Origin of the sequence: Rhizobium sp. BK491 (assembly GCF_014194925.1) — a bacterium.
GTDB lineage: Bacteria > Pseudomonadota > Alphaproteobacteria > Rhizobiales > Rhizobiaceae > Rhizobium.
In genome coordinates this window covers 1-18,005 of sequence record NZ_JACIAR010000018.1, presented here as the reverse complement: position 1 = coordinate 18,005, position 18,005 = coordinate 1, and the positions used below count along the sequence as shown (strand labels likewise).

The following is an 18,005-nucleotide window of genomic DNA, read 5'->3' as shown; positions in this document are numbered from 1 at the left end:
CGATCGAGTCGATGGACAGACCGGCTATTGGCTCGTGGCCGGTCAAAGCGTTATGAAACTGAACACGGTGGCCATATGCGGATCACCAATTAGGTGCTCTCCATCCGAGGATGTCGCCGCTCGAATAGAGGCCGAGTCTGCTTAAGGACACCGCGGTACGTAGCTAGTCGCGCAGAACGTGGCTGAAGAAAGCTTTGATCTGGTCGTTGAAGACATGGTGAAATGCCAAACGATCGAAGCCTTCTCCATCCACGCAAATAGCCGGTACGCTCGACATCAGGGCAGGTGAACACGGTGCCAGAAACGCAAAATGGGCAGCCCCGGCAACGCTGTGATATTCCGGCCGCTTCGGTAGGTTCTCGGCCAATACAGCGACATTCTGTGGCAAGACGCCATCCCCGCCATGTTGCGAGGCCCACAGTTGAATGGGCTGCTGAACGACGATCAAGCTTTGTTTGGTCGCGAAAAAGCTAAGCGGGTCCGCCAGCACGAACGCTTTGATGCGGTTATCCTGAGACAGAGGCTGCATAGGCAATTCGTTTCGCCGTATTTCGCCGCAAATCGGCGCCGGCTCCGGACAGGGTACGCTCGGGTCGTGAAAGTCCGGCTTGGCTCCTGCCAACACGAGACCGGTATAGCCTCCCCTCGAAAAGCCGAAGAAGCCGATCCTTTGAGCATCGATTTTCTCTGCATAGGTCGATCGCGAAAGCATGAAATCGATCAGGCGCTTGATATCTGTGGGCCTTTCGACCATCACGGATATATCGCCAGCACGGCTCGGGTCTGCGTAGTTGTCACCCGGGTGGTTGATCGCCGCGATCACAAAACCAGCGTCGGCAAGAGTTTCGGCCGTATCATGGTGACCTAAAGCGCTACCGCCATGGCCGTGCGAGATGACGATCAGCGGGAGCCGGTCCCCTACGACTGGACAGCCTTTCACGCCGAGCACGGAGATTGGCCCGAGCGAAATCGGGGATGCCTTGATGTCGCAGGGTGTCCAGACAAATGCCTGCAGCTCAGGGCCATGCTCATCAGCGGGAACGACAATTTTTTCCAAACCTGCCGCATGAGCACAAGAAACGACCATAGTTAGCCAAGCCGCAACGAAGAAAGTCCTTACATGCATTCACGCCTCCGGGGTGTGATGTCTCAAGAGAATGGTTCGATGACAGGAATTAAAAGGTCAGTGATCAGGTTTTGATCCGGAACCGCGCCGGGGTGATTGCGATAGATTTCAAGAACCGGCCGGTGATCCGGCTCCATGCCGCTCTGTGGTAGCCAACCGCCAAAGAGGGTCTGCACGGTGGAGGAAATGAGTGTGTAGGGTCCGACAAGACGATAGGCTGCATAGAAGCCGCCCGAAACCTCGCACCGCTCAAGGTCATCGTGTATCCGTCGGCCCCCAGACATCACCACGCCCGCGAAATAGCTGAACCCCTCCAGTTCTTCTGGATCGCCGTATGAGGCGGCCACGCGCGCGCAATCCGGCCAAGGATAGCCTTGCTCGCTAGCCCACTTGCGCAGACGTCGAAATGAATGTGGGATCGTTGCGACTGGTCCCTCATGCCATAAGCCGTGCATGACTATCGGCGGCATCGTCACGAGGGTCACTGACGGCGAGTTCCCCACGATTGCCTGCCGCGTCTGAAATCCGGTCGGCGACATGCCGGTAAATTCTCGAAAGGCTCTGGCAAAGCTTTGCGGGCTATCATAGCCAGCGTCGAGAGCGGCAAGGATGACAGAGGACGACCTCCCGGCCAGTTTATGAGACGCTTCAGAAAGTCGCATTCGACGGACCGTCGTCGCGATGCTCTCTCCCGTGATCGCACGATAAATGCGGTGAAAATGAAACGGCGAAAAATTTGCGACCGCTGCCAGACTCTCGACCGTATGATCCGCCGCGGGAGCCATAGCAATCTCCGCTAGGACCCTTGCAACGCGCCGGCGATAATCGAGTTCCGTGCTATTTTTCATGGATGCGTGCCTAGCACGCCTTTGCATTCCAGACAGCGCAGAACTTGCGCAATTTTGCTGTCGCCATGCCCTCTCACCAAATAGAAACTTATACCAATGGTGTGAAACGGCACCGAAGTGGGACGAGCGCTACATAAAGGGCAATCGACAGCGCTTTCCGGAACATTATCTATGGGAGCGAAGTGTATTTCGGGCAACAGACCGGGAAATGTTCGACCGATGGCTGACACGGCTGCACTCCGATAGCGGCACACAGAACGGGATCGAAGGCGCGGCGATTTGAACGCACTGAGCGTCGGCAACGAGATTGGGGCGCAATGCCGACGGCGACGAGCGTCCGGTAAGAGCAGATATGCGCCAATCTGTCGGCCTTTTTGAGGGCGTTGCTCGCGAGCGAGCAAGATCAGCCAAAGCGGCATCTCACAATGGCTAAAGGCTCTTGTAGGTCCTGATGTCGATCACAGGAGACGTGCAGCGCCCGAAACCCGAACGCTGGCGCCAGGTCGATCTGGAATAGTAACAATAAGGCGGCAAGGCTGCCCCATATCCTCACCCTGCATAATCTCAATGTTGCCGTCGTGGGGCCAGCCGAGATCCCGCAGATAACCGCCGAGGGCTGCCGCCGCCGCTCCGGTGGCGGGGTCCTCGAATACGCCACCCGCAGCGAATGCGTTACGAGCATGGAAACGGCTGGTCGTTTCGGCATAGACAAGCGCGATAGTTGCAAGGCCGTGAGCACGCATCAGATCGGCGCCTGTTGCTAGATCGTAGGCCATCGCGGCAAGATGATCACGGTCGGAGAGAGCCAGTACGAGGTGCCGCGCACCGGCCTCGATGATTGCCGGTGGTAAATGATTGTCGAGATTGCCCGGCTCGAGCGCGAAAAGGTGCAACGCCGCGGCCAGAAGGTCCTCGGGACATGGTTCACTTCGCGTCGGCGGCGACTGAAGAGCGGCGCCGAGCGTCGTCCCTGCATGCCCCTCCACGGTGATTGCGGTGTCGTTGAGCTGCAGCGAGAATATCCCCTCGCCTCTGCTTCGGGCTAAGATCGCCCCCAACGCAATGGTCGCATGACCACAGAACGGTACTTCCATTGCTGGGGAGAAATAACGAACGCGCCAAGCCTTCCCCAAGGGGGCGGCAAACACCGTTTCGGAATAGCCGATCTCGCGTGCTATTCGCTGCATTTCATCGACCTCTGGCAAAATCTCGCAGAGCGCTACGCCAGCTGGATTGCCGCCTATGCCCGAAGTAGAAAATGCTGCAATGTGTTCGATTCGCATTCTTGCTCCCATGCCTCCCATGTGCCGGGCCGGCCCACCTTTGTGATCCTCGGCGCCCTTCGAACTTTATTCCTCAGGGCAGTGTGTCGAAGTTGCCGCGGCGAAATGCCGGACGTTCCTTAAGACGCCCGAAGTAGGCGGCAACCGCCGGTAAGTCGGGCCGTTCAATTGGCGTACCGAGCCAGCGGTTGACCGAGAGGCCGACTACGACGTCAGCGACGGTGAATTCCTCGCCCGCAACGAAAGCTACACCCACAGAGAGCTGCCTTTCCAGAATCTCCATTTTGCTATTCCATTCGCGGGTGCTGGCGGCAATTATCGCGGGTTCAACGTAAGCCGCATCCTTGCGCACCAGGCCGAGGAATGCGCCGCGCCAGGCACTGTTCAGATCCGTTGCCTGCCAGTCCATCCATCTCTCCACCAAAGCGCGCCGCCACGGACTAACGGGTAGAAGATCACCCCGGTCATGCTTGGACGCGAGATATCGGCAGATCGTGTTGGATTCCCACAATACTCCGTCCTCGCTTTCGACGACCGGAACCAACCCGTTGGGATTGAGCGCCAGGAACTCCGGCTGTTTGGTGGAAGAAAATCCGAGCCCCCAATCCTCGCGCGCATATTCGATGCCAATCTCACCGCATGTCCACAATACCTTGCGAACGTTGATGGACGATATCCTGCCGAGAACGCGAAAAGCACTCATAATTCACCCCGATATATCCGGGACGTGGATAGCTGAGGGGCCCCCAGCTTGCACGTACCAAAAATGTCATCGCGACAACAATTTACTCGAACGCGATAACAGAGTTTTTGCTACCGGAAGGAAGAGCTGGCTATTTTGCAATACCGTCGATTGCGCAAAGGCAAGTGCCGTAATCTACAACCTTATGCTGACCTGCCGCGCCTGTGGCGTCGAGCGCCATTCGCCTGGTTGCGACGAGTCTTCACCGAATTGCCGCAGCGTCCTGAAGGCGCCAATATCAACGATCTACTCCCATTTAACCACGCCAAAACCTTTACCGCATAAGCCCTTGCGGCCTTCGACACTCAACACGCAGCGAAATAAGCACTTACTGTAAGCCAAATACCAACGTAAACACAGCAAGAATTACTGATCGGTCGAAGTGACGGCTATTGAACATCGACGAGCGCCCTGAAATGGAAGAGCCTTCGTGCCCCAGCCAACGTTACCGTGCGGTTTGCGACAGAGCTATCTGACAAGCCGATTAATGAGTTCACGCTCCACTTCGCCGAAAATGACGACACTCGAAATCGTTTATCAAAACTCTCGCTCTAAGCGCTTGTGTCCTACTTTCACAAGAACATCCTGCAGCGCATTGAGTAGCGTATCAGCATTTTCGCGAGAAAAAGGGAGCGGCGGCCGAATTTTGAGAACATTACCATTTCGTCCTGAGGCGCTTATCAATACACGCCGGTCGCGAAGCTCGCTGACAACGTTCAGCGCGAGGGCGCTATCCGGCTCGCGACTGTCCTGATTGCGAACAAATTCCATTCCAAGAAACAAACCGCTGCCTCTGACATCTCCAATCGAAGCGTGCGTCTCTTTCAAGCTCCTCATTCCCGCGTGCAGGTACTCTCCTGTCTTGCGAGCGTTTTCCAGAAGGTTTTCGTTCTCAATAACGTCAAGTACGGCCGAGGCAGCAGCCAAAGAAACGTTGTTGGCCCCGAATGTGTTGAAGTAGCGGATATCCCGGCCGAAACACTCTTGGATGTCCGACTTCATAATGGCCGCTGCGATTGGCATTCCGTTACCCATCGGCTTGCCGGTCACTACAATGTCGGGGACGACTTCGTGACGCGCGAAACCCCACATGTTTGTGCCTATTCGCCCGAAGCCGGGCTGCACCTCGTCAGCGATATAAAGCACGTCAGCTTTTTTCAAAACATCGACGACGGGTTTGAGGAAACCGGGCGGATCGGCAAAAACGCCATCCGAGGAAAAGATACTATCGGCGATAAAGGCCGCTGGCGTGATACCCCGGCGGCGCATGTGGCCAATCGCTTTGGCGACATCCTGCGCCAGTGCCTCACCGACATTGCGACCATTGGCGCGATAGGTGTCGGGCGCCGGCACTGTCAGCACATGCTGGCCGAGGGGTACACTATCCCCAAGCAACGGCGAGATTTCCGCCGCCGAGGCCGTGACGCCATGATAGGCGTTCTCCGTAATGATGATACCGGTGCCACTTGTACAATGGCGTGCCAACCGGAGGGCCAGATCAACCGCCTCGCTTCCGGTGCAGGTGTACATCACACGGTCGAGTTCGGCCGGAAATGTCGCCAAAAGCCTTTCAGAGTAGGAGAGGATTTGCTCGTTCAGATAACGTGTATGCGTATTGAGTTGCGACGCCTGGTAACTTATTGCCTCCACAACGTGCGGGTGGCAATGACCGACCGACGGCACGTTGTTATAGGCGTCGAGATAGGCTTCTCCATTCGGTCCGTACAACCATACGCCTTTGGCCTTTGTGACATGGACCGGATTTTCATAGAAGAGCCGATACGACGGTCCGAGCAGCATCTGTCGACGCTCGACCATCTTTCGTTCTCGTTCCGGCAGGCTAGCGAGCCGCGCCGGGTCGAACCCGTTGACCATTGGTGCGTTCGGTCTGTGTGAAGCGTTTTCTTGCATGCTTTTGGTCACCGATTGGCTTCGCGCAGTCTTTCGATAGCGACGGTTCCTGGGATTGCATCAAGGCGCGCCAGCTGCGCCCAAACGCCTGCAGTTTGTATGGTCAAGCGTTGAGCGTGCTCGGGGAACAGCTGTGCCCGCCACCTTGGAATACAAAGCCGCATCACCAACCGCATGACCGCTGCCTTGTAGATCAAGGGGATTTCGGCATCGGACAGGAAACATTCGCTGCGATACCCCGCGATAAGATCGCACATCGCCGTTATCGGGTCAGGTTCATCCCCGATCTGATAGGCAGCAGCGACCCCCACGTCGAAAAGCGTGGGCGCGTGCACCATATCGCCAAAATCGATGATGCCGGTGATTGTATCCGGCGCTGTCGTATCGACAAGGATGTTTTCCATGTTAAAGTCGTTGTGAATGACTTGGGCATCCAACATATTCATGATCGGCATAATCGCCTCCTCGAACTCGTCGATCGCGTTTTCGAGGCGTGTTCGCTGATGCACGTCAGCGAAAGTCGGCAGGACTTCACGCATCCCTGCCGCATGTTTCAAATCCCAGGTGATGCGATGTGATGCGGCCTCATGTGAAAAGCTCTTCAAGGCTTTTTGCAAACGTCCGAGCATTGCGCCAACCCGCCGGCGCTGCAAAGGGGACTGCGGCGCGGTCCGCTGCGCAACGCCCGGCGCGAACGTGACCATGCGGACGCCGCGTTCGGTGCCGTCGTCCGCCACGAAGCGAAAATCCGCGGCACCCTCACGGGTGAGAATGACACGCTGGGTCGGAATCCCCGGATCCGCCTCCTCCACATGCAAGAGTGCCAGACTGTGCATCGAGGTAACGAGAGGATCCTCTGCGGGATTGAGGATTTTTAGAAGATAGGCCGTGCCGTCCTCGAGCATTACGCGAAAATTATTGTCCTTCTCGCCCCACAGCCATGTTGCGCGACCAGAAAGGCCATAATGGTCGCACGCAATTTGCTGAGCCTGCTCAGAGGACACGGGGACAGAAGCAGTTTCCAGTTCGGCGCCGAGCACACCGATTTTGGAGTTTTTTTGCATCGCCGACATTGTACCGTCCCACCCTTTTTAGTCTCTTGAAACTTCCCAAGCCTTCTGCGGGCAAAAGTCGAACTATGTCGCTTCGGTCACAAGCTTTGTATTGAGGTAGCTTTCCATCGCCTCGGTGCCGCCTTCTGAGCCGTAACCGGAGTCTCTCACGCCTCCGAAAGGCAACTCTGGCAGCGCCAGCCCGTGTTGATTGATGGAAAGCATCCCACTTTCTATATCGCGAGCGAGCGCCGCGCTTGTCTTCGCAGATTTGGTATAGGCATAGGCGGCAAGTCCATAGGGCAGTCGGTTCGTCTCCGAGATGGCCGCGTCGTAATCCGCAAATGCGCTGACCAAAGCGATGGGGCCGAAAGGTTCCTCATTCGCAATGCGCGCGTCTTGCGGAACATCGGTGACAATAGTGGGCTGGAAGAAATTTCCTCGATTTCCTAGCCTCTTGCCGCCGGTCGCAATGCTTGCTCCACGAGCGACGGCGTCCGCTGTCAATGCTTCCATGGCCTCAACGCGACGGGCGTTGGCGAGCGGCCCCATGTTCACGCCGTCCATCAAACCGTCGCCGACTTTTATCGCTTCAGCCGCCTTCACAAAGCCTTCCAGAAATCTCTCATACACGCCCCGCTGAACGAGAAAGCGTGTGGGCGCCACGCAGATCTGTCCGGCATTTCGAAACTTGGCGCCACTCAATATTCGAACGGCGAGATCGACGTCCGCATCATCGAACACAATAGCCGGCGCATGCCCGCCCAACTCCATTGTCACACGCTTCATGTGGGCACCCGCGAGCGAGGCTAGCTGTTTTCCAACTGCCGTCGATCCGGTGAAAGAGATTTTGCGGATCACCGGGTGCGGAATGAGGTAGCTCGAGATGTCGGCCGGTATGCCGAAGACAAGATTGAGAACGCCAGCCGGCAAACCTGCATCAGCGAATGCACGAACAAGTTCAGCACAGCTCGCCGGCGTCTCTTCGGGTCCCTTCAAGATGATCGAACAGCCGGCAGCAAGAGCTGCCGACACCTTGCGCACAGCCTGGTTCAATGGGAAGTTCCAAGGACTGAAGGCTGCCACCGGGCCAACGGGCTCCTTTATGACCATCTGTCTGACATTCATCGCCCTTGGGGGAATCAAACGACCGTAGGCGCGACGGGCTTCCTCGGCGAACCAGTCAATGATGTCGGCCGCACTCAAGGTTTCCGCCAGGGACTCGGCCAAGGGCTTACCCTGTTCCAGCGTCATAGTCCTGGCGATCGCCGCCGAGCGCCCGCGCAGAATTTCAGCCGCCTTGCGAAGGAGTTTCGCCCGCTCAAACGCGCTGACCTGACGCCATTGTTCGAATCCAGCCGATGCTGCGGCAAGTGCTTCGTCGAGATCATTGTTGCTGGCACTTGAGACGTTGCCGATAACCTCGCTCGACGCCGGATTTACGACCGGTAGCTGCTCATTGGAGCCATCGCGCCAGACGCCGTTTATATAAAGCCTTGTGTTCGGATACCCGGACATTTCAGTTCCATCCTTTTTGTCAGTAACCGAGGGCACAACCGTCTTTTCTATGATCGGAAGCGCCCAGCAAGGTACTATTTTGATCATCGATCCAGATCGCCTGCGCACCGCCGATCGCCCATTTCGGAGCGACGACCTTAAAACCGCGAGCTTCCAGATCGTTGCCGATCGCGTCTCGAAGCAGCGCCTCCGTCTCGACCGTGGCCGTGCCCGGAAGCGGGAACAGACGCGGAAGATCGACTGCGCTTTGAATATCGAGATCGTAGTCAAAAAGCTTCGAAAGGAAGTGGGCGTGACCCATTGCCTGGTAATGCCCTCCCATGACGCCGAATGAGAGCACGCATTTTCCAGCGCGGGTCACCAGTCCCGGAATGATTGTGTGCATCGGCCTTTTGCGCGGACCTATCGCGTTCGGATGCCCCTTTTTCACGACGAAACTCTGGCCGCGATTGTGAAACAAGACGCCCGACTTCGGAGCCATCAGGCCGCTTCCGTAAGGATGGAAGATCGAATTGATGAAGCTCGCAACATTTCGGTCCTTATCGACCACCGAAATGTAAACCGTATCCGAGTGCTCGACACCGTCGATAATCGCTCCGGCATCGACCGCTTTTTGCAGATCTATTTTGGCAGCAAGATTATCAACGAACTGATCGGACAAAAGGTGTTCAACCGGGACAAGCGACGTTGCCGGCTCGGCCAGCCATCGATCGCGTGCCGCATAGGCAAGCCTCGTTGCCTCCACCTCGATGTGCAGATTATCGGCGCTCAGCGGATCGCCTTTGCGCTCGAACCGCTCCAGAATCTTCAAGATCATGAGCGCGATGACACCTTGACCGTTGGGCGGGCATTCATGCACAGTCCATCCTCGGTAAGTCGCACTGATTGGTTTCACATATTCACCGGCAGCAGAGGCAAAGTCCTCCGCCGTATGCAAACCGCCCAAAGACTGCAGCTTTGCCAGCATATCCTCGGCGACTGGGCCGCGATAGAACCCGTCACGACCCGAGATCCCGATCGCTTCCAGCGTTTGCGCGAGTTCAGGCTGACGTTGGACCGATCCGACCGCAGGAACCTGGTCGTCGGCCAAAAAGATGCGTCTGGTCGACGGATCACGTAGCAGCAAGTCTCGCTGGTTTGAAATGTCGGCTGCCACCCTCGGTGTGATCCCATAGCCGTCCCGTGCCAGCGCGATTGCAGGAGCAAGTATCTCCGCGATCGGCATCCTGCCGTGGTCGGCGATAAGGCGTGTCCATGCATCCACCGCGCCCGGAATTGTCACGGCATGGGGCGATGACCGGTCGATGGCGGTAATGCCGTTATCCTTGTACCATTCGTATTTCGCCGCAGCGGGCGTCCGTCCCGAGCCGTTATAGGCCACGACCTGGTCGCTGCCGTTTGCCGTCAGCAATGCAAAGCAGTCACCACCCACGCCGGTGGACCCCGCCTCCACCACACACTGGACGGCGCAGGCGCCGACGGCAGCGTCGATGGCCCTGCCCCCGCGCTTCAGTATCTCGATCGCAGTCATGGTCGCCATCGGATGGGATGTCGCCGCCATCCCATTGCGCCCGACGGCGATCGATCTTCCCGGAGTTTCGAAATTGCGCATCGTCATTCTTTCCTCAGTACAATCCACTCGCCCTGGCCCAGGTATAGGTGTCGTCCAGCGCGCGTGTGGAGCGGTCGAACAATTCGTTGATCTGCGCCTTGGTGATGATGAGCGGCGGACACAGCGAATAATTGTCGCCCAGCGCACGGGTGATGACACCGTGTGCCTGTGCTCTTCGTCCGGCGTGGATAGCAATGCCATGGGCTGAATTGAACGCTTCCTTCGTCTCCTTGTTGCGAACGAGTTCAAGCGTTCCAATCAGACCCCGGCCACGGGCGTTGCCGACAAGCGGATGCGCGCTGAGATCCTTCAGTCGGCGCTGAAATAACGGCGCTACGTCCTGGACATGGCCGACTATGTCTCGCTCCTCGTATATCTTGAGGGTTTCGAGCGCGACGGCCGTGGCAACGGGATGGCCGCCATAGGTGAAGCCATGCCCGAAGGTTCCGATTTTCTCGCTTTCCGAAACGACCGCAGAATGGATCTTTTCATTGATCATCAGTGCGGAAATCGGCTGGTAAGCTGCCGAGAGCTGCTTTGCCATCACGATCATATCGGGTTGCAGCCCGAAGCTTTCGGAACCGAACATCGTCCCAAGCCTGCCAAAGCCGCAGATCACCTCGTCTGCGATTAGCAGCACGTCGTATTTCTTCAGGATTGCTTGAATTTTCTCGTAGTAGGTTGGCGGCGGGACGATGCAGCCGCCCGATGCCATAAGCGGTTCGGCAAAGAACGCGCCGATTGTTTCCGGGCCTTCCGCAAGGATCAGTCTCTCAAGCGAATCCGCGCAACGTGTGGCAAATTCCTCCTCCGTCTCACCCGCCTGGCCGTAACGATAGAATTCCGGGCAATCCGTATGCAGCACACGGTCGATCGGCAGATCGAAATCACGGTGATTATTAGGGAGCCCCGTCAGGCTTGCCGAGGCGATGGTCACGCCGTGATAGGCACGCATACGCGAGATGATCTTCTTCTTTTCCGGCATACCGATCGCGTTGTGATAATACCAGACGAGTTTCATAGCCGTATCATTGGCCTCGGAACCCGAATTGGCAAAGAACACCTTCGACATCGGAACAGGCGAAAGCTGGATAAGCCTGTCGGCCAGCTCGATGGCTGTCTCATGCGATTTGCCGCCAAAGCTGTGATAGAACGGCAATTCCTTCATTTGTCGGGTCGCAGCATCGACCAGACGCTGTTCGCTAAAGCCGAGCGACGCGCAAAACAGCCCCCCAAGACCTTCGATATACTTATTGCCCTCGCTGTCGACGATATGGATCCCCTCACCCCTTGCAATCACCAGCGGACCGTCCTTCAAATGTTGCGAGGCGTTGGTATAGGGATGAAGAACGAAGGCAGCGTCCCGAGCTTCAAGGGAATTGAGAAGGGTGGTCACAATAGCTCTCCAAATGAGGTATGTTTCGATAGCGACGCCTGGCAAAGCTCCGCCGGTCAGCCGATGAGACCTTTTGGTGCACCGGCTGCCATTTTTGTCGGGGTGAGAATTTCGGTGCTCAATCAATCAAGATTTGTCTTGATCCATTTCTGCGAAAGCTTGTTGATCGTTCCGTCCGCCTTGGCTGCTTTGATCGCCGCGTCGAACATGGACTTCAGGACCGTATCGTCCTTGCGAAGTCCTGCGGCGATACCCTGCCCGAAGACTCCGCCTTTGAAGGTCGGACCGGCTATCGTGTAGTCTTTGAAGTCGTCCTTTCGAAGCGTGGCGGTCAGCGATGTTTTCTGCGCAACGACCGCGTCGATGCGGCCGGCCTGAAGATCCAGATCATGCTGCTCGACGGTCTTGTATTCTCTGGGATCAACAACACCCTTGAAGTAGGTATCAAGGAATACTGCGTTCGCGGTCGATACTTGGGCGCCGACCGTCTTGCCCTTGAGGGCGTCTCGAAGCGGCTGCAATTCCTGCTCGACCTTCGCTTTGTCTCCGGCAAGATCGACCGTTGTCCCGGTACCTGGCAGATTTGCAAGCGGACCGGTCTTCTCGACCATGAAGGCCGCCGCAGTCGGGGCATAGGGCTCGCTGAACGAAATGACGGCAAGACGCTTTTCGGTAACGATCATCGAGGCCATGATGGCATCGAACTTTTTCGCATTGAGCGATGGAATGAGGCCGTCCCAATCCTGGGCGACGATCGTGCATTTGATCTTCATGCGAGTGCAAAGGTCGTTGGCGAGATCAATCTCGAACCCGGCAAGCTTGCCATCAGGTCCAGTGAAGTTCCACGGTTCGTACGCGCCTTCGGTCGCAATGGTAATTTCGGTTGGCTTTGTCTCGGCGGTGGCCGCGCCGGCAAAGGCAACACCCAGTAAGACGGACGTCAGCAAGAGTTTTGATAATTGCATGTTGCATTCCCCTTTTTGTTACCCCCTGTCCTTTTGCGGACAGGGCGGTGCAGCCTTCGCAACGCCCAGTCTCAGTCGCTAGGACGCGCGAATCTTGATTGCCTCCGCCGCCAGGCAGAGGAGTTCGAATAAAACCTGCGCCGCGATTTGCGCCGTGTTCGTTGTCGGATCGTACTGGGGAGCGACTTCAACGACGTCGCCGCCGACGACGTTTAATCCCGCAAGACCTCGCAGGATGCCCAGCGCTTGGGCGGAAGTCAGCCCACCGACTTCAGGCGTCCCCGTGCCGGGCGCAAATGCCGGATCGAGGGAATCGACATCGAAGCTGATATAGGTCGGACCCGAGCCGACGATTTCCCTCGCCCTTGCGATGACCGCCCCTATGCCGATATCGCCGACCTCTTCCGCATGTATGACGGTCATGCCGGACGCATACGAAAACTCCCATAGATATTCCGAATTTCCTCGAATGCCGATCTGAACCGTCCGCCGCGGATCCAGCACGCCGTCGAGAACCGCCTGACGGAAGGGGCCGCCATGATGGAATTTGCAGCCCTCAAAGGAGCCGCCGGTATCGCAATGGGCATCGATATGGATCATCCCCACCGATCGATCCTTGCCGACGGCCCGGAGAATGGGAAGACCGATCGAGTGGTCGCCACCGACTGCCAAAGGCACAACGCCCGCCTTGACCACCCCAAGGGCAAATTGCTCGATATCCTCATGGGATGCAGTGAGATCAAAGCGGCTCCTGAACGGAACATCGCCGACATCAGCGATCCTTGCATGGGCAGTCGGTACGGCGCGCAACACATGCTCATAAGGACCGACCCGATCGACATTTCGAACGGCACGCGGCCCGAACCGCGCACCTGATCGGTTCGTCACGCCAAGATCCATCGGTATCCCGAAAAGCGCGATGTCGATGCCGGTAAAATCGGGTGACGCATCAGGACGATAAGGAGCCTTCAAGAGCGTTGGCATGCCGCAATAGGGAGCCTGACGGCTGTCGCCATCCCCGAAGACCAGCTCGGCAACCTTCCGAAACTCCGGGTCGAACATCTCGCCGCCCGACGCGTTCGAAAAGCGTTCCCGCAGCTCTTCCAGACTTAGAATCTCCGGCATCGGGCCTCCATTTGTCCTGTACCCACATTTCAAGCCGCCCCCAAAATGCAAACGAAAGGCCATTGCTTGTTGTGGTCAACATTGTATACATAATCGTATTCTCCTTGATCAAGCAAGAGGGAAAAAGTTATGGTGCCACCGACAGGACCGCTGAACGGGCGAAAACATGGAAAGGGAATTGGATTGGCATCGACCAAAACGGAACAGCGAGGCTCTTTACGGGAGAGCACATACTTGCAGCTGAAGGATCTTATTCTCAGCGGCCAACTACGCCCCTCGGAGCGACTGTCGGAAAACACGCTTGCCAAGCGCTTTGGCGTCAGCCGGACGCCGTTGCGCGAAGCGCTGATGAAGCTTGAAGAGGAAGGGTTGATCGTCGGACAACGAAACCTCGGATACACGGTCACCGATCTGGACGTCACCAAATTCTGCAATTTGCTGGTCGTTCGCGAGGCGCTCGATGTCTGCGCGGCGCAACTCGCCTGCGAGATGGCGACCGAAGAAGACCTTGACCGGCTTCGAGGCGTAATCGCCCAGATGGTCGAGCTCAAGGAGACGACCAATGAGGCGCCGTCCGACGCCGCCCGCAACCTGGACCTTGGACTATACATCCACCGGGTCATTGTGGAATCGACTCGGAATGAGGCTCTCGTAAGGGTAACCGACCAAGTCTACCAGCAGCTTCGTTTGGCCCTGTGGCTGGAAGTTCTCTGGGTCGATCTCGAGCACACGGATCTTGATGAGCATCGGGCAATTGCAGACGCCATCTGCGCACGCGACCGCGAGGCCGCTGCAAATGCGGCGCGTGCGCATGTGCAAAGCTCACTCAAGAACATGTCGAAGCTCCAGCGCATTTGGGCGCATCGGCGAACTGTCGACTGAGCCAAAGCCAAGCTTTCATAAAGAGGTTCACATATGGAGCTTATCGATAGTTATCTGGCACTCGTCGGCGCCGGACAGACAGGCTGGGGTCCGCTCCTTCTGACGGCCGCCGCGATGACAATTGGCGTTTCCGTGTGTGGCTTTCTGGCTGGAACGGTGATCGGCTCGGTTGTTACCTTTATGCAGTTGTCGCCCCACATGGCCGTTCGCTGGTCTGCCGACTGCTACACCACAATTCTCCGCGGCGTGCCGGACCTTCTGATCATCTATCTTTTCTATTTCGGCGGAAGCTCGCTGCTCGGATCTGTCGGCGGCCTGTTCGGCTATCATGGCTTCATCGGAATGCCCGCTTTCCTGACCGGAACCCTGGCACTTGGCGTCGTCTCAGCCGCCTATCAGGCTGAAGTCTTTCGTGGCGCCTTCAAATCGGTTGCGCGTGGCGAAATCGAAGCGGCCAACGCCGTTGGCATGCGGCCGTGGCCCAAGTTCAGGCGCATCATCGCACCTCTCGTGCTTCGCTATGCCATTCCGGGCCTTGGAAACACCTGGCAACTTGTCCTGAAGGAATCGGCATTGATCTCCGTGACCGGCCTCGTCGAGCTCCTCCGGCAATCGCAAATCGCCGCCGGATCCACACGCCGCCCGTTTGAATTCTACCTGACGGCGGTCATCCTTTATCTCGTTATCACCTGGGTCTCCTCAATCCTGTTCAGGAGAATGGAAGCCCGGACAACCCAAGGGATAAGGAGTGCCTTGTGATGGATATTGGCTTCATGAGGGAAACGCTCCTCACTCTTCTGACCGGTTTGCCGCTAACCATCGAACTTGCAGTCACATCCATTCTGGCGGGAAGCGTCCTGGCGCTTGTCATCGCGCTCTTTGCGGTGATGGGCGGCACCATAGGTCGAACCTTAACTCGCGCCTATGTCTTCGTGTTCAGAGGTTCACCGCTCCTTGTCCAAATGTTCCTGATCTACTATGGCCTCGGTCAATTCCGGCATGGACTGCAGGATCTTGGCGTCTGGTGGTTCTTCCGGGAGCCTTATTGGTGCGCCGTGTTAGCGTTGACGCTGAACACAGCCGCCTACTGCAGCGAAATCTTTCGGGGTGGCCTGCAGGCCGTCTCCATGCAACAAGTTGAGGCGGCGCGCGCCTGCGGCATGTCCGGCATCCTGTTGTTCAGACGGATCATTCTTCCGATTGCCATAAGGCACGCATTGCCTGCCTATGGCAATGAGATCATCTTGATGGTCAAAGCAACGGCGCTTGCTTCCGTCATCACCATCATGGAAGTCACAGGTCTCGCAGGAAAATTGATCGCGGACAGCTTTCGGGCTTTCGAAATCTTCATTGTCGCAGGGGCGATTTACCTTGCGATCAATTTCGTCGTCACGCGCATGCTCATGGTGGCCGAATTTTGGCTTTCGCCACATATGCGCATGCCACCCAATCCTACCACTTAACGGGAGTACGCATGTCCGTCAGGGGAACAGTCTTGGTCAGCGATAACATACAAAAAAGCGCTGCCGTTTCGGTCAAGGATCTCAGAAAGTGCTTCGGCCCGCTGGAGGTTCTAAAAGGTGTTTCGCTGGAAGCTCACGAAGGCGATGTCATATCGATTCTGGGCTCTTCCGGCTCCGGAAAATCGACGATGCTCCGATGCATCAATATGCTTGAAGTGCCCGACAGTGGCGAGATACGCATCGACGGCGAGATGTTCTCGCTGAAAAAGGGACGTCACAGGACTGAACCGGCTGACCGCAGGCAGGTCGATCGACTACGCGAACACATCGGCATGGTATTCCAGAGCTTCAATCTTTGGTCACACATGACCATTTTGGAGAATGTAATCGAAGCGCCGGTGCACGTGCAGAAGCGTAACCGTGCCGAATGCGTCGCGGAAGCAGAAGCGCTGCTAGAACGGGTTGGAATCGCCGACAAGCGAAATTTCTATCCAGCGCATCTGTCTGGAGGTCAGCAGCAGCGCGCGGCGATTGCTCGTGCCCTTGCGCAGCGGCCGAAGGTCATGCTTTTCGATGAGCCGACCTCTGCGCTTGATCCCGAACTTGTTGGCGAGGTGCTTAAAGTCATGCGGTCGCTGGCCGAGGAAGGTCGAACCATGCTGGTTGTAACGCATGAGATGGGGTTTGCACGTGATGTTTCGAATAAAGTCGTGTTTCTTCACAAGGGGATCATCGAAGAGACGGGCGAACCTGCGGAATTGTTCAAGCATCCAAAATCCGAGCGCTTTCGACAGTTCCTCGCACACGAGCGACGCTAAGAGGTCCACAACGGATACTGCTTCGGGGATCGATAACCGGGGTGTCTGGTCCGGCCTGTTGTGCGGCTTTCTCATATGCCGCTGGCCCGTATGGTGTTCGCAGGTCAGGTCCAAATCAACGCCGCGTGCTCTTGAGACACTTTGGTGCGCACTGGTTTTCCTGATCCCGTCTCACGACCGTTGCGCCATACTTCCAATGACCTCTCTCGCCGCGACGTCCCCCTCGGTTACGTTGGCGTTAAGCCGCAGCAACCGGAGCTCTGTATATTCCTCCCCTGGACATGATCGCCCAGACGATGCGCGCCATCTTATTGGCAAGCGCCATTCTCACCAGCATCGGTGGTTTGCGCGCCAGTATCCTGGCCAGCCATGATCCAGGCGCTGCTCCCTTGCGGGCGCGCCACACGACCTCGCTATTGGCTCCCATGATCAGGAGCCGCCGCAGAGATCGTTCCCCCATCTTCGTCGTGGAGCCGAGACGTTGCTTGCCGCCTGTCGAATGTTGTCGCGGCACGAGCCCAAGCCATGCGGCAAAGTCCCGTCCACGTTTGAAAGTTTCCGGCGATGGTGCAAGCGCCACCAGTGCGCTGGCAATCAGCGGCCCAATTCCGGGAATTGTCATCAACCGACGCGCTGTCTCATCTTCACGGGCCCGGCGCACGATCTGCGCATCCAGCGCCCGGATCTGGTCATTCAATTGCGACAAGGTCGCCGTCAGAAACCGCAGAGCAGTCCGTGCCGTTTCCGGAAGCGCTGTTTGCGGATCCTCGACCATCGCGAACAGTTTCGGACCGTAGCCCAAGCCCTGCGGTGCCACCTCGCCGAATTCTGCCAGGTGGCCACGCAGCGCATTGATGGTCTGCGTTCGTTGCCGAATCAGCAGATCGCGGGTGCGTAATACCACTGCTGCTCCTTGTGTCTCTTCGCTCTTCACGGCAACAAAGCGCATCGTTGGTCGTTGCGCTGCCTCGCAGATCGCCTCGGCATCGGCCATGTCGTTCTTTTGACGCTTCACAAACGGCTTCACGTAGGCCGGAGGGATCATCCGGACCTCGTGTCCCAGACGGCCGATCTCGCGAGCCCAGAAATGAGAACTTCCGCAGGCTTCCATCGCAACCAGGCACCGTGGCAGGCCACCAAAGAATTTCAAAACCTGTCCGCGCCGCAACGGTTCTGTTGCAAACTTCCTGGTTACTGGTGGCATGGCATTGATCTTCGGAAGTCGCGGAGATTGGCAATGTTCAAAGGTCGGCATTTCGAGCAG

General features: G+C 57.2%; 16 protein-coding genes and 1 pseudogene. 5 read left to right on the top strand and 12 right to left on the bottom strand.

What is annotated here, in order from left to right; genetic code table 11:
• Positions 1-163: 163 nt before the first annotated feature.
• From FHX05_RS28940 to FHX05_RS28925, 4 genes are all read right to left on the bottom strand, one after another.
• A complete protein-coding gene (locus FHX05_RS28940; protein ID WP_183876237.1) occupies positions 164-1,126 on the bottom strand; it encodes a dienelactone hydrolase in 963 nt (320 codons plus the stop codon).
• A 23-nt stretch (positions 1,127-1,149) separates the two neighbouring features.
• The gene (locus tag FHX05_RS28935; protein ID WP_183876234.1) at positions 1,150-1,974 is read right to left on the bottom strand and encodes a GyrI-like domain-containing protein; all 825 of its coding nucleotides are present in this window, start codon (positions 1,972-1,974) and stop codon (positions 1,150-1,152) included.
• Positions 1,975-2,432: 458 nt separating this feature from the next.
• A complete protein-coding gene (locus tag FHX05_RS28930) occupies positions 2,433-3,257 on the bottom strand; it encodes a PhzF family phenazine biosynthesis protein (RefSeq protein WP_183876232.1) in 825 nt (274 codons plus the stop codon).
• 73 nt (positions 3,258-3,330) lie between these two features.
• Positions 3,331-3,960, bottom strand: coding sequence for a glutathione S-transferase (locus FHX05_RS28925; RefSeq protein ID WP_183876230.1), 630 nt, complete (start codon positions 3,958-3,960; stop codon positions 3,331-3,333).
• A gap of 73 nt (positions 3,961-4,033) precedes the next feature.
• On the opposite strand from FHX05_RS28925, the pseudogene FHX05_RS28920 reads away from it, so the two are divergent.
• Positions 4,034-4,284, top strand: a pseudogene (locus tag FHX05_RS28920) (transposase domain-containing protein); the annotation flags it as partial.
• Positions 4,285-4,536: 252 nt separating this feature from the next.
• On the opposite strand, the gene FHX05_RS28915 reads toward FHX05_RS28920, so the two are convergent.
• The 7 genes from FHX05_RS28915 to speB form a co-directional block, all read right to left on the bottom strand.
• The gene (locus FHX05_RS28915; RefSeq protein WP_183876228.1) at positions 4,537-5,874 is read right to left on the bottom strand and encodes an aspartate aminotransferase family protein; all 1,338 of its coding nucleotides are present in this window, start codon (positions 5,872-5,874) and stop codon (positions 4,537-4,539) included.
• 44 nt (positions 5,875-5,918) lie between these two features.
• Positions 5,919-6,983, bottom strand: a complete 1,065-nt coding sequence (locus FHX05_RS28910) for a phosphotransferase (protein WP_183876226.1) — start codon at positions 6,981-6,983, stop codon at positions 5,919-5,921.
• Positions 6,984-7,046: 63 nt separating this feature from the next.
• The gene (locus FHX05_RS28905; RefSeq protein ID WP_183876224.1) at positions 7,047-8,480 is read right to left on the bottom strand and encodes an NAD-dependent succinate-semialdehyde dehydrogenase; all 1,434 of its coding nucleotides are present in this window, start codon (positions 8,478-8,480) and stop codon (positions 7,047-7,049) included.
• Positions 8,481-8,499: 19 nt separating this feature from the next.
• Positions 8,500-10,092: a gamma-glutamyltransferase gene (ggt, locus tag FHX05_RS28900; protein ID WP_183876222.1), complete on the bottom strand. Its 1,593-nt coding sequence runs from the start codon at positions 10,090-10,092 to the stop codon at positions 8,500-8,502.
• A gap of 13 nt (positions 10,093-10,105) precedes the next feature.
• The gene (locus FHX05_RS28895) at positions 10,106-11,488 is read right to left on the bottom strand and encodes an aspartate aminotransferase family protein (RefSeq protein ID WP_183876220.1); all 1,383 of its coding nucleotides are present in this window, start codon (positions 11,486-11,488) and stop codon (positions 10,106-10,108) included.
• Between the two features lie 122 nt (positions 11,489-11,610).
• A complete protein-coding gene (locus FHX05_RS28890; protein ID WP_183876218.1) occupies positions 11,611-12,453 on the bottom strand; it encodes a lysine/arginine/ornithine ABC transporter substrate-binding protein in 843 nt (280 codons plus the stop codon).
• A 78-nt stretch (positions 12,454-12,531) separates the two neighbouring features.
• The gene (gene speB / locus FHX05_RS28885) at positions 12,532-13,578 is read right to left on the bottom strand and encodes an agmatinase (protein WP_183876216.1); all 1,047 of its coding nucleotides are present in this window, start codon (positions 13,576-13,578) and stop codon (positions 12,532-12,534) included.
• Between the two features lie 129 nt (positions 13,579-13,707).
• Here speB and FHX05_RS28880 point away from each other — a divergent pair, with 129 nt between their 5' ends.
• Genes FHX05_RS28880 through FHX05_RS28865 form a run of 4 tightly spaced genes read left to right on the top strand, consistent with a single transcriptional unit; the run spans position 13,708 to position 16,741 of the window.
• Positions 13,708-14,460, top strand: coding sequence for a GntR family transcriptional regulator (locus FHX05_RS28880; RefSeq protein WP_183876214.1), 753 nt, complete (start codon positions 13,708-13,710; stop codon positions 14,458-14,460).
• A 33-nt stretch (positions 14,461-14,493) separates the two neighbouring features.
• Positions 14,494-15,219 carry an ABC transporter permease subunit gene (locus FHX05_RS28875; RefSeq protein ID WP_183876212.1) on the top strand — a complete coding sequence of 242 codons (726 nt, stop codon included), beginning with the start codon at positions 14,494-14,496 and terminating at the stop codon, positions 15,217-15,219.
• Entirely contained in the window at positions 15,219-15,923 is a 705-nt protein-coding gene (locus FHX05_RS28870; protein ID WP_183876210.1) for an ABC transporter permease subunit, read from the top strand. The genes FHX05_RS28875 and FHX05_RS28870 overlap by 1 nt, the downstream gene beginning before the upstream one ends.
• A gap of 11 nt (positions 15,924-15,934) precedes the next feature.
• Positions 15,935-16,741 carry an ATP-binding cassette domain-containing protein gene (locus tag FHX05_RS28865; RefSeq protein ID WP_183876208.1) on the top strand — a complete coding sequence of 269 codons (807 nt, stop codon included), beginning with the start codon at positions 15,935-15,937 and terminating at the stop codon, positions 16,739-16,741.
• 238 nt (positions 16,742-16,979) lie between these two features.
• Here FHX05_RS28865 and FHX05_RS28860 read toward each other — a convergent pair whose 3' ends face one another.
• Positions 16,980-17,945 (bottom strand): IS110 family transposase, encoded by a 966-nt coding sequence (locus FHX05_RS28860; protein ID WP_183876258.1) that lies wholly within the window; start codon positions 17,943-17,945, stop codon positions 16,980-16,982.
• Positions 17,946-18,005: the final 60 nt, after the last annotated feature.

Bases quoted from the DNA above. Each gene is read 5' to 3' on its own strand.
- FHX05_RS28940 (WP_183876237.1), bottom strand. From the start codon at position 1,126: ATGCATGTAAGGACTTTCTTCGTTGCGGCTTGGCTAACTATGGTCGTT.
- FHX05_RS28935 (WP_183876234.1), bottom strand. From the start codon at position 1,974: ATGAAAAATAGCACGGAACTCGATTATCGCCGGCGCGTTGCAAGGGTC.
- FHX05_RS28930 (WP_183876232.1), bottom strand. From the start codon at position 3,257: ATGCGAATCGAACACATTGCAGCATTTTCTACTTCGGGCATAGGCGGC.
- FHX05_RS28925 (WP_183876230.1), bottom strand. From the start codon at position 3,960: ATGAGTGCTTTTCGCGTTCTCGGCAGGATATCGTCCATCAACGTTCGC.
- FHX05_RS28915 (WP_183876228.1), bottom strand. From the start codon at position 5,874: ATGGTCAACGGGTTCGACCCGGCGCGGCTCGCTAGCCTGCCGGAACGA.
- FHX05_RS28910 (WP_183876226.1), bottom strand. From the start codon at position 6,983: ATGTCGGCGATGCAAAAAAACTCCAAAATCGGTGTGCTCGGCGCCGAA.
- FHX05_RS28905 (WP_183876224.1), bottom strand. From the start codon at position 8,480: ATGTCCGGGTATCCGAACACAAGGCTTTATATAAACGGCGTCTGGCGC.
- ggt (WP_183876222.1), bottom strand. From the start codon at position 10,092: ATGCGCAATTTCGAAACTCCGGGAAGATCGATCGCCGTCGGGCGCAAT.
- FHX05_RS28890 (WP_183876218.1), bottom strand. From the start codon at position 12,453: ATGCAATTATCAAAACTCTTGCTGACGTCCGTCTTACTGGGTGTTGCC.
- speB (WP_183876216.1), bottom strand. From the start codon at position 13,578: ATGCCGGAGATTCTAAGTCTGGAAGAGCTGCGGGAACGCTTTTCGAAC.
- FHX05_RS28880 (WP_183876214.1), top strand. From the start codon at position 13,708: ATGGTGCCACCGACAGGACCGCTGAACGGGCGAAAACATGGAAAGGGA.
- FHX05_RS28875 (WP_183876212.1), top strand. From the start codon at position 14,494: ATGGAGCTTATCGATAGTTATCTGGCACTCGTCGGCGCCGGACAGACA.
- FHX05_RS28870 (WP_183876210.1), top strand. From the start codon at position 15,219: ATGGATATTGGCTTCATGAGGGAAACGCTCCTCACTCTTCTGACCGGT.
- FHX05_RS28865 (WP_183876208.1), top strand. From the start codon at position 15,935: ATGTCCGTCAGGGGAACAGTCTTGGTCAGCGATAACATACAAAAAAGC.
- FHX05_RS28860 (WP_183876258.1), bottom strand. From the start codon at position 17,945: ATGCCACCAGTAACCAGGAAGTTTGCAACAGAACCGTTGCGGCGCGGA.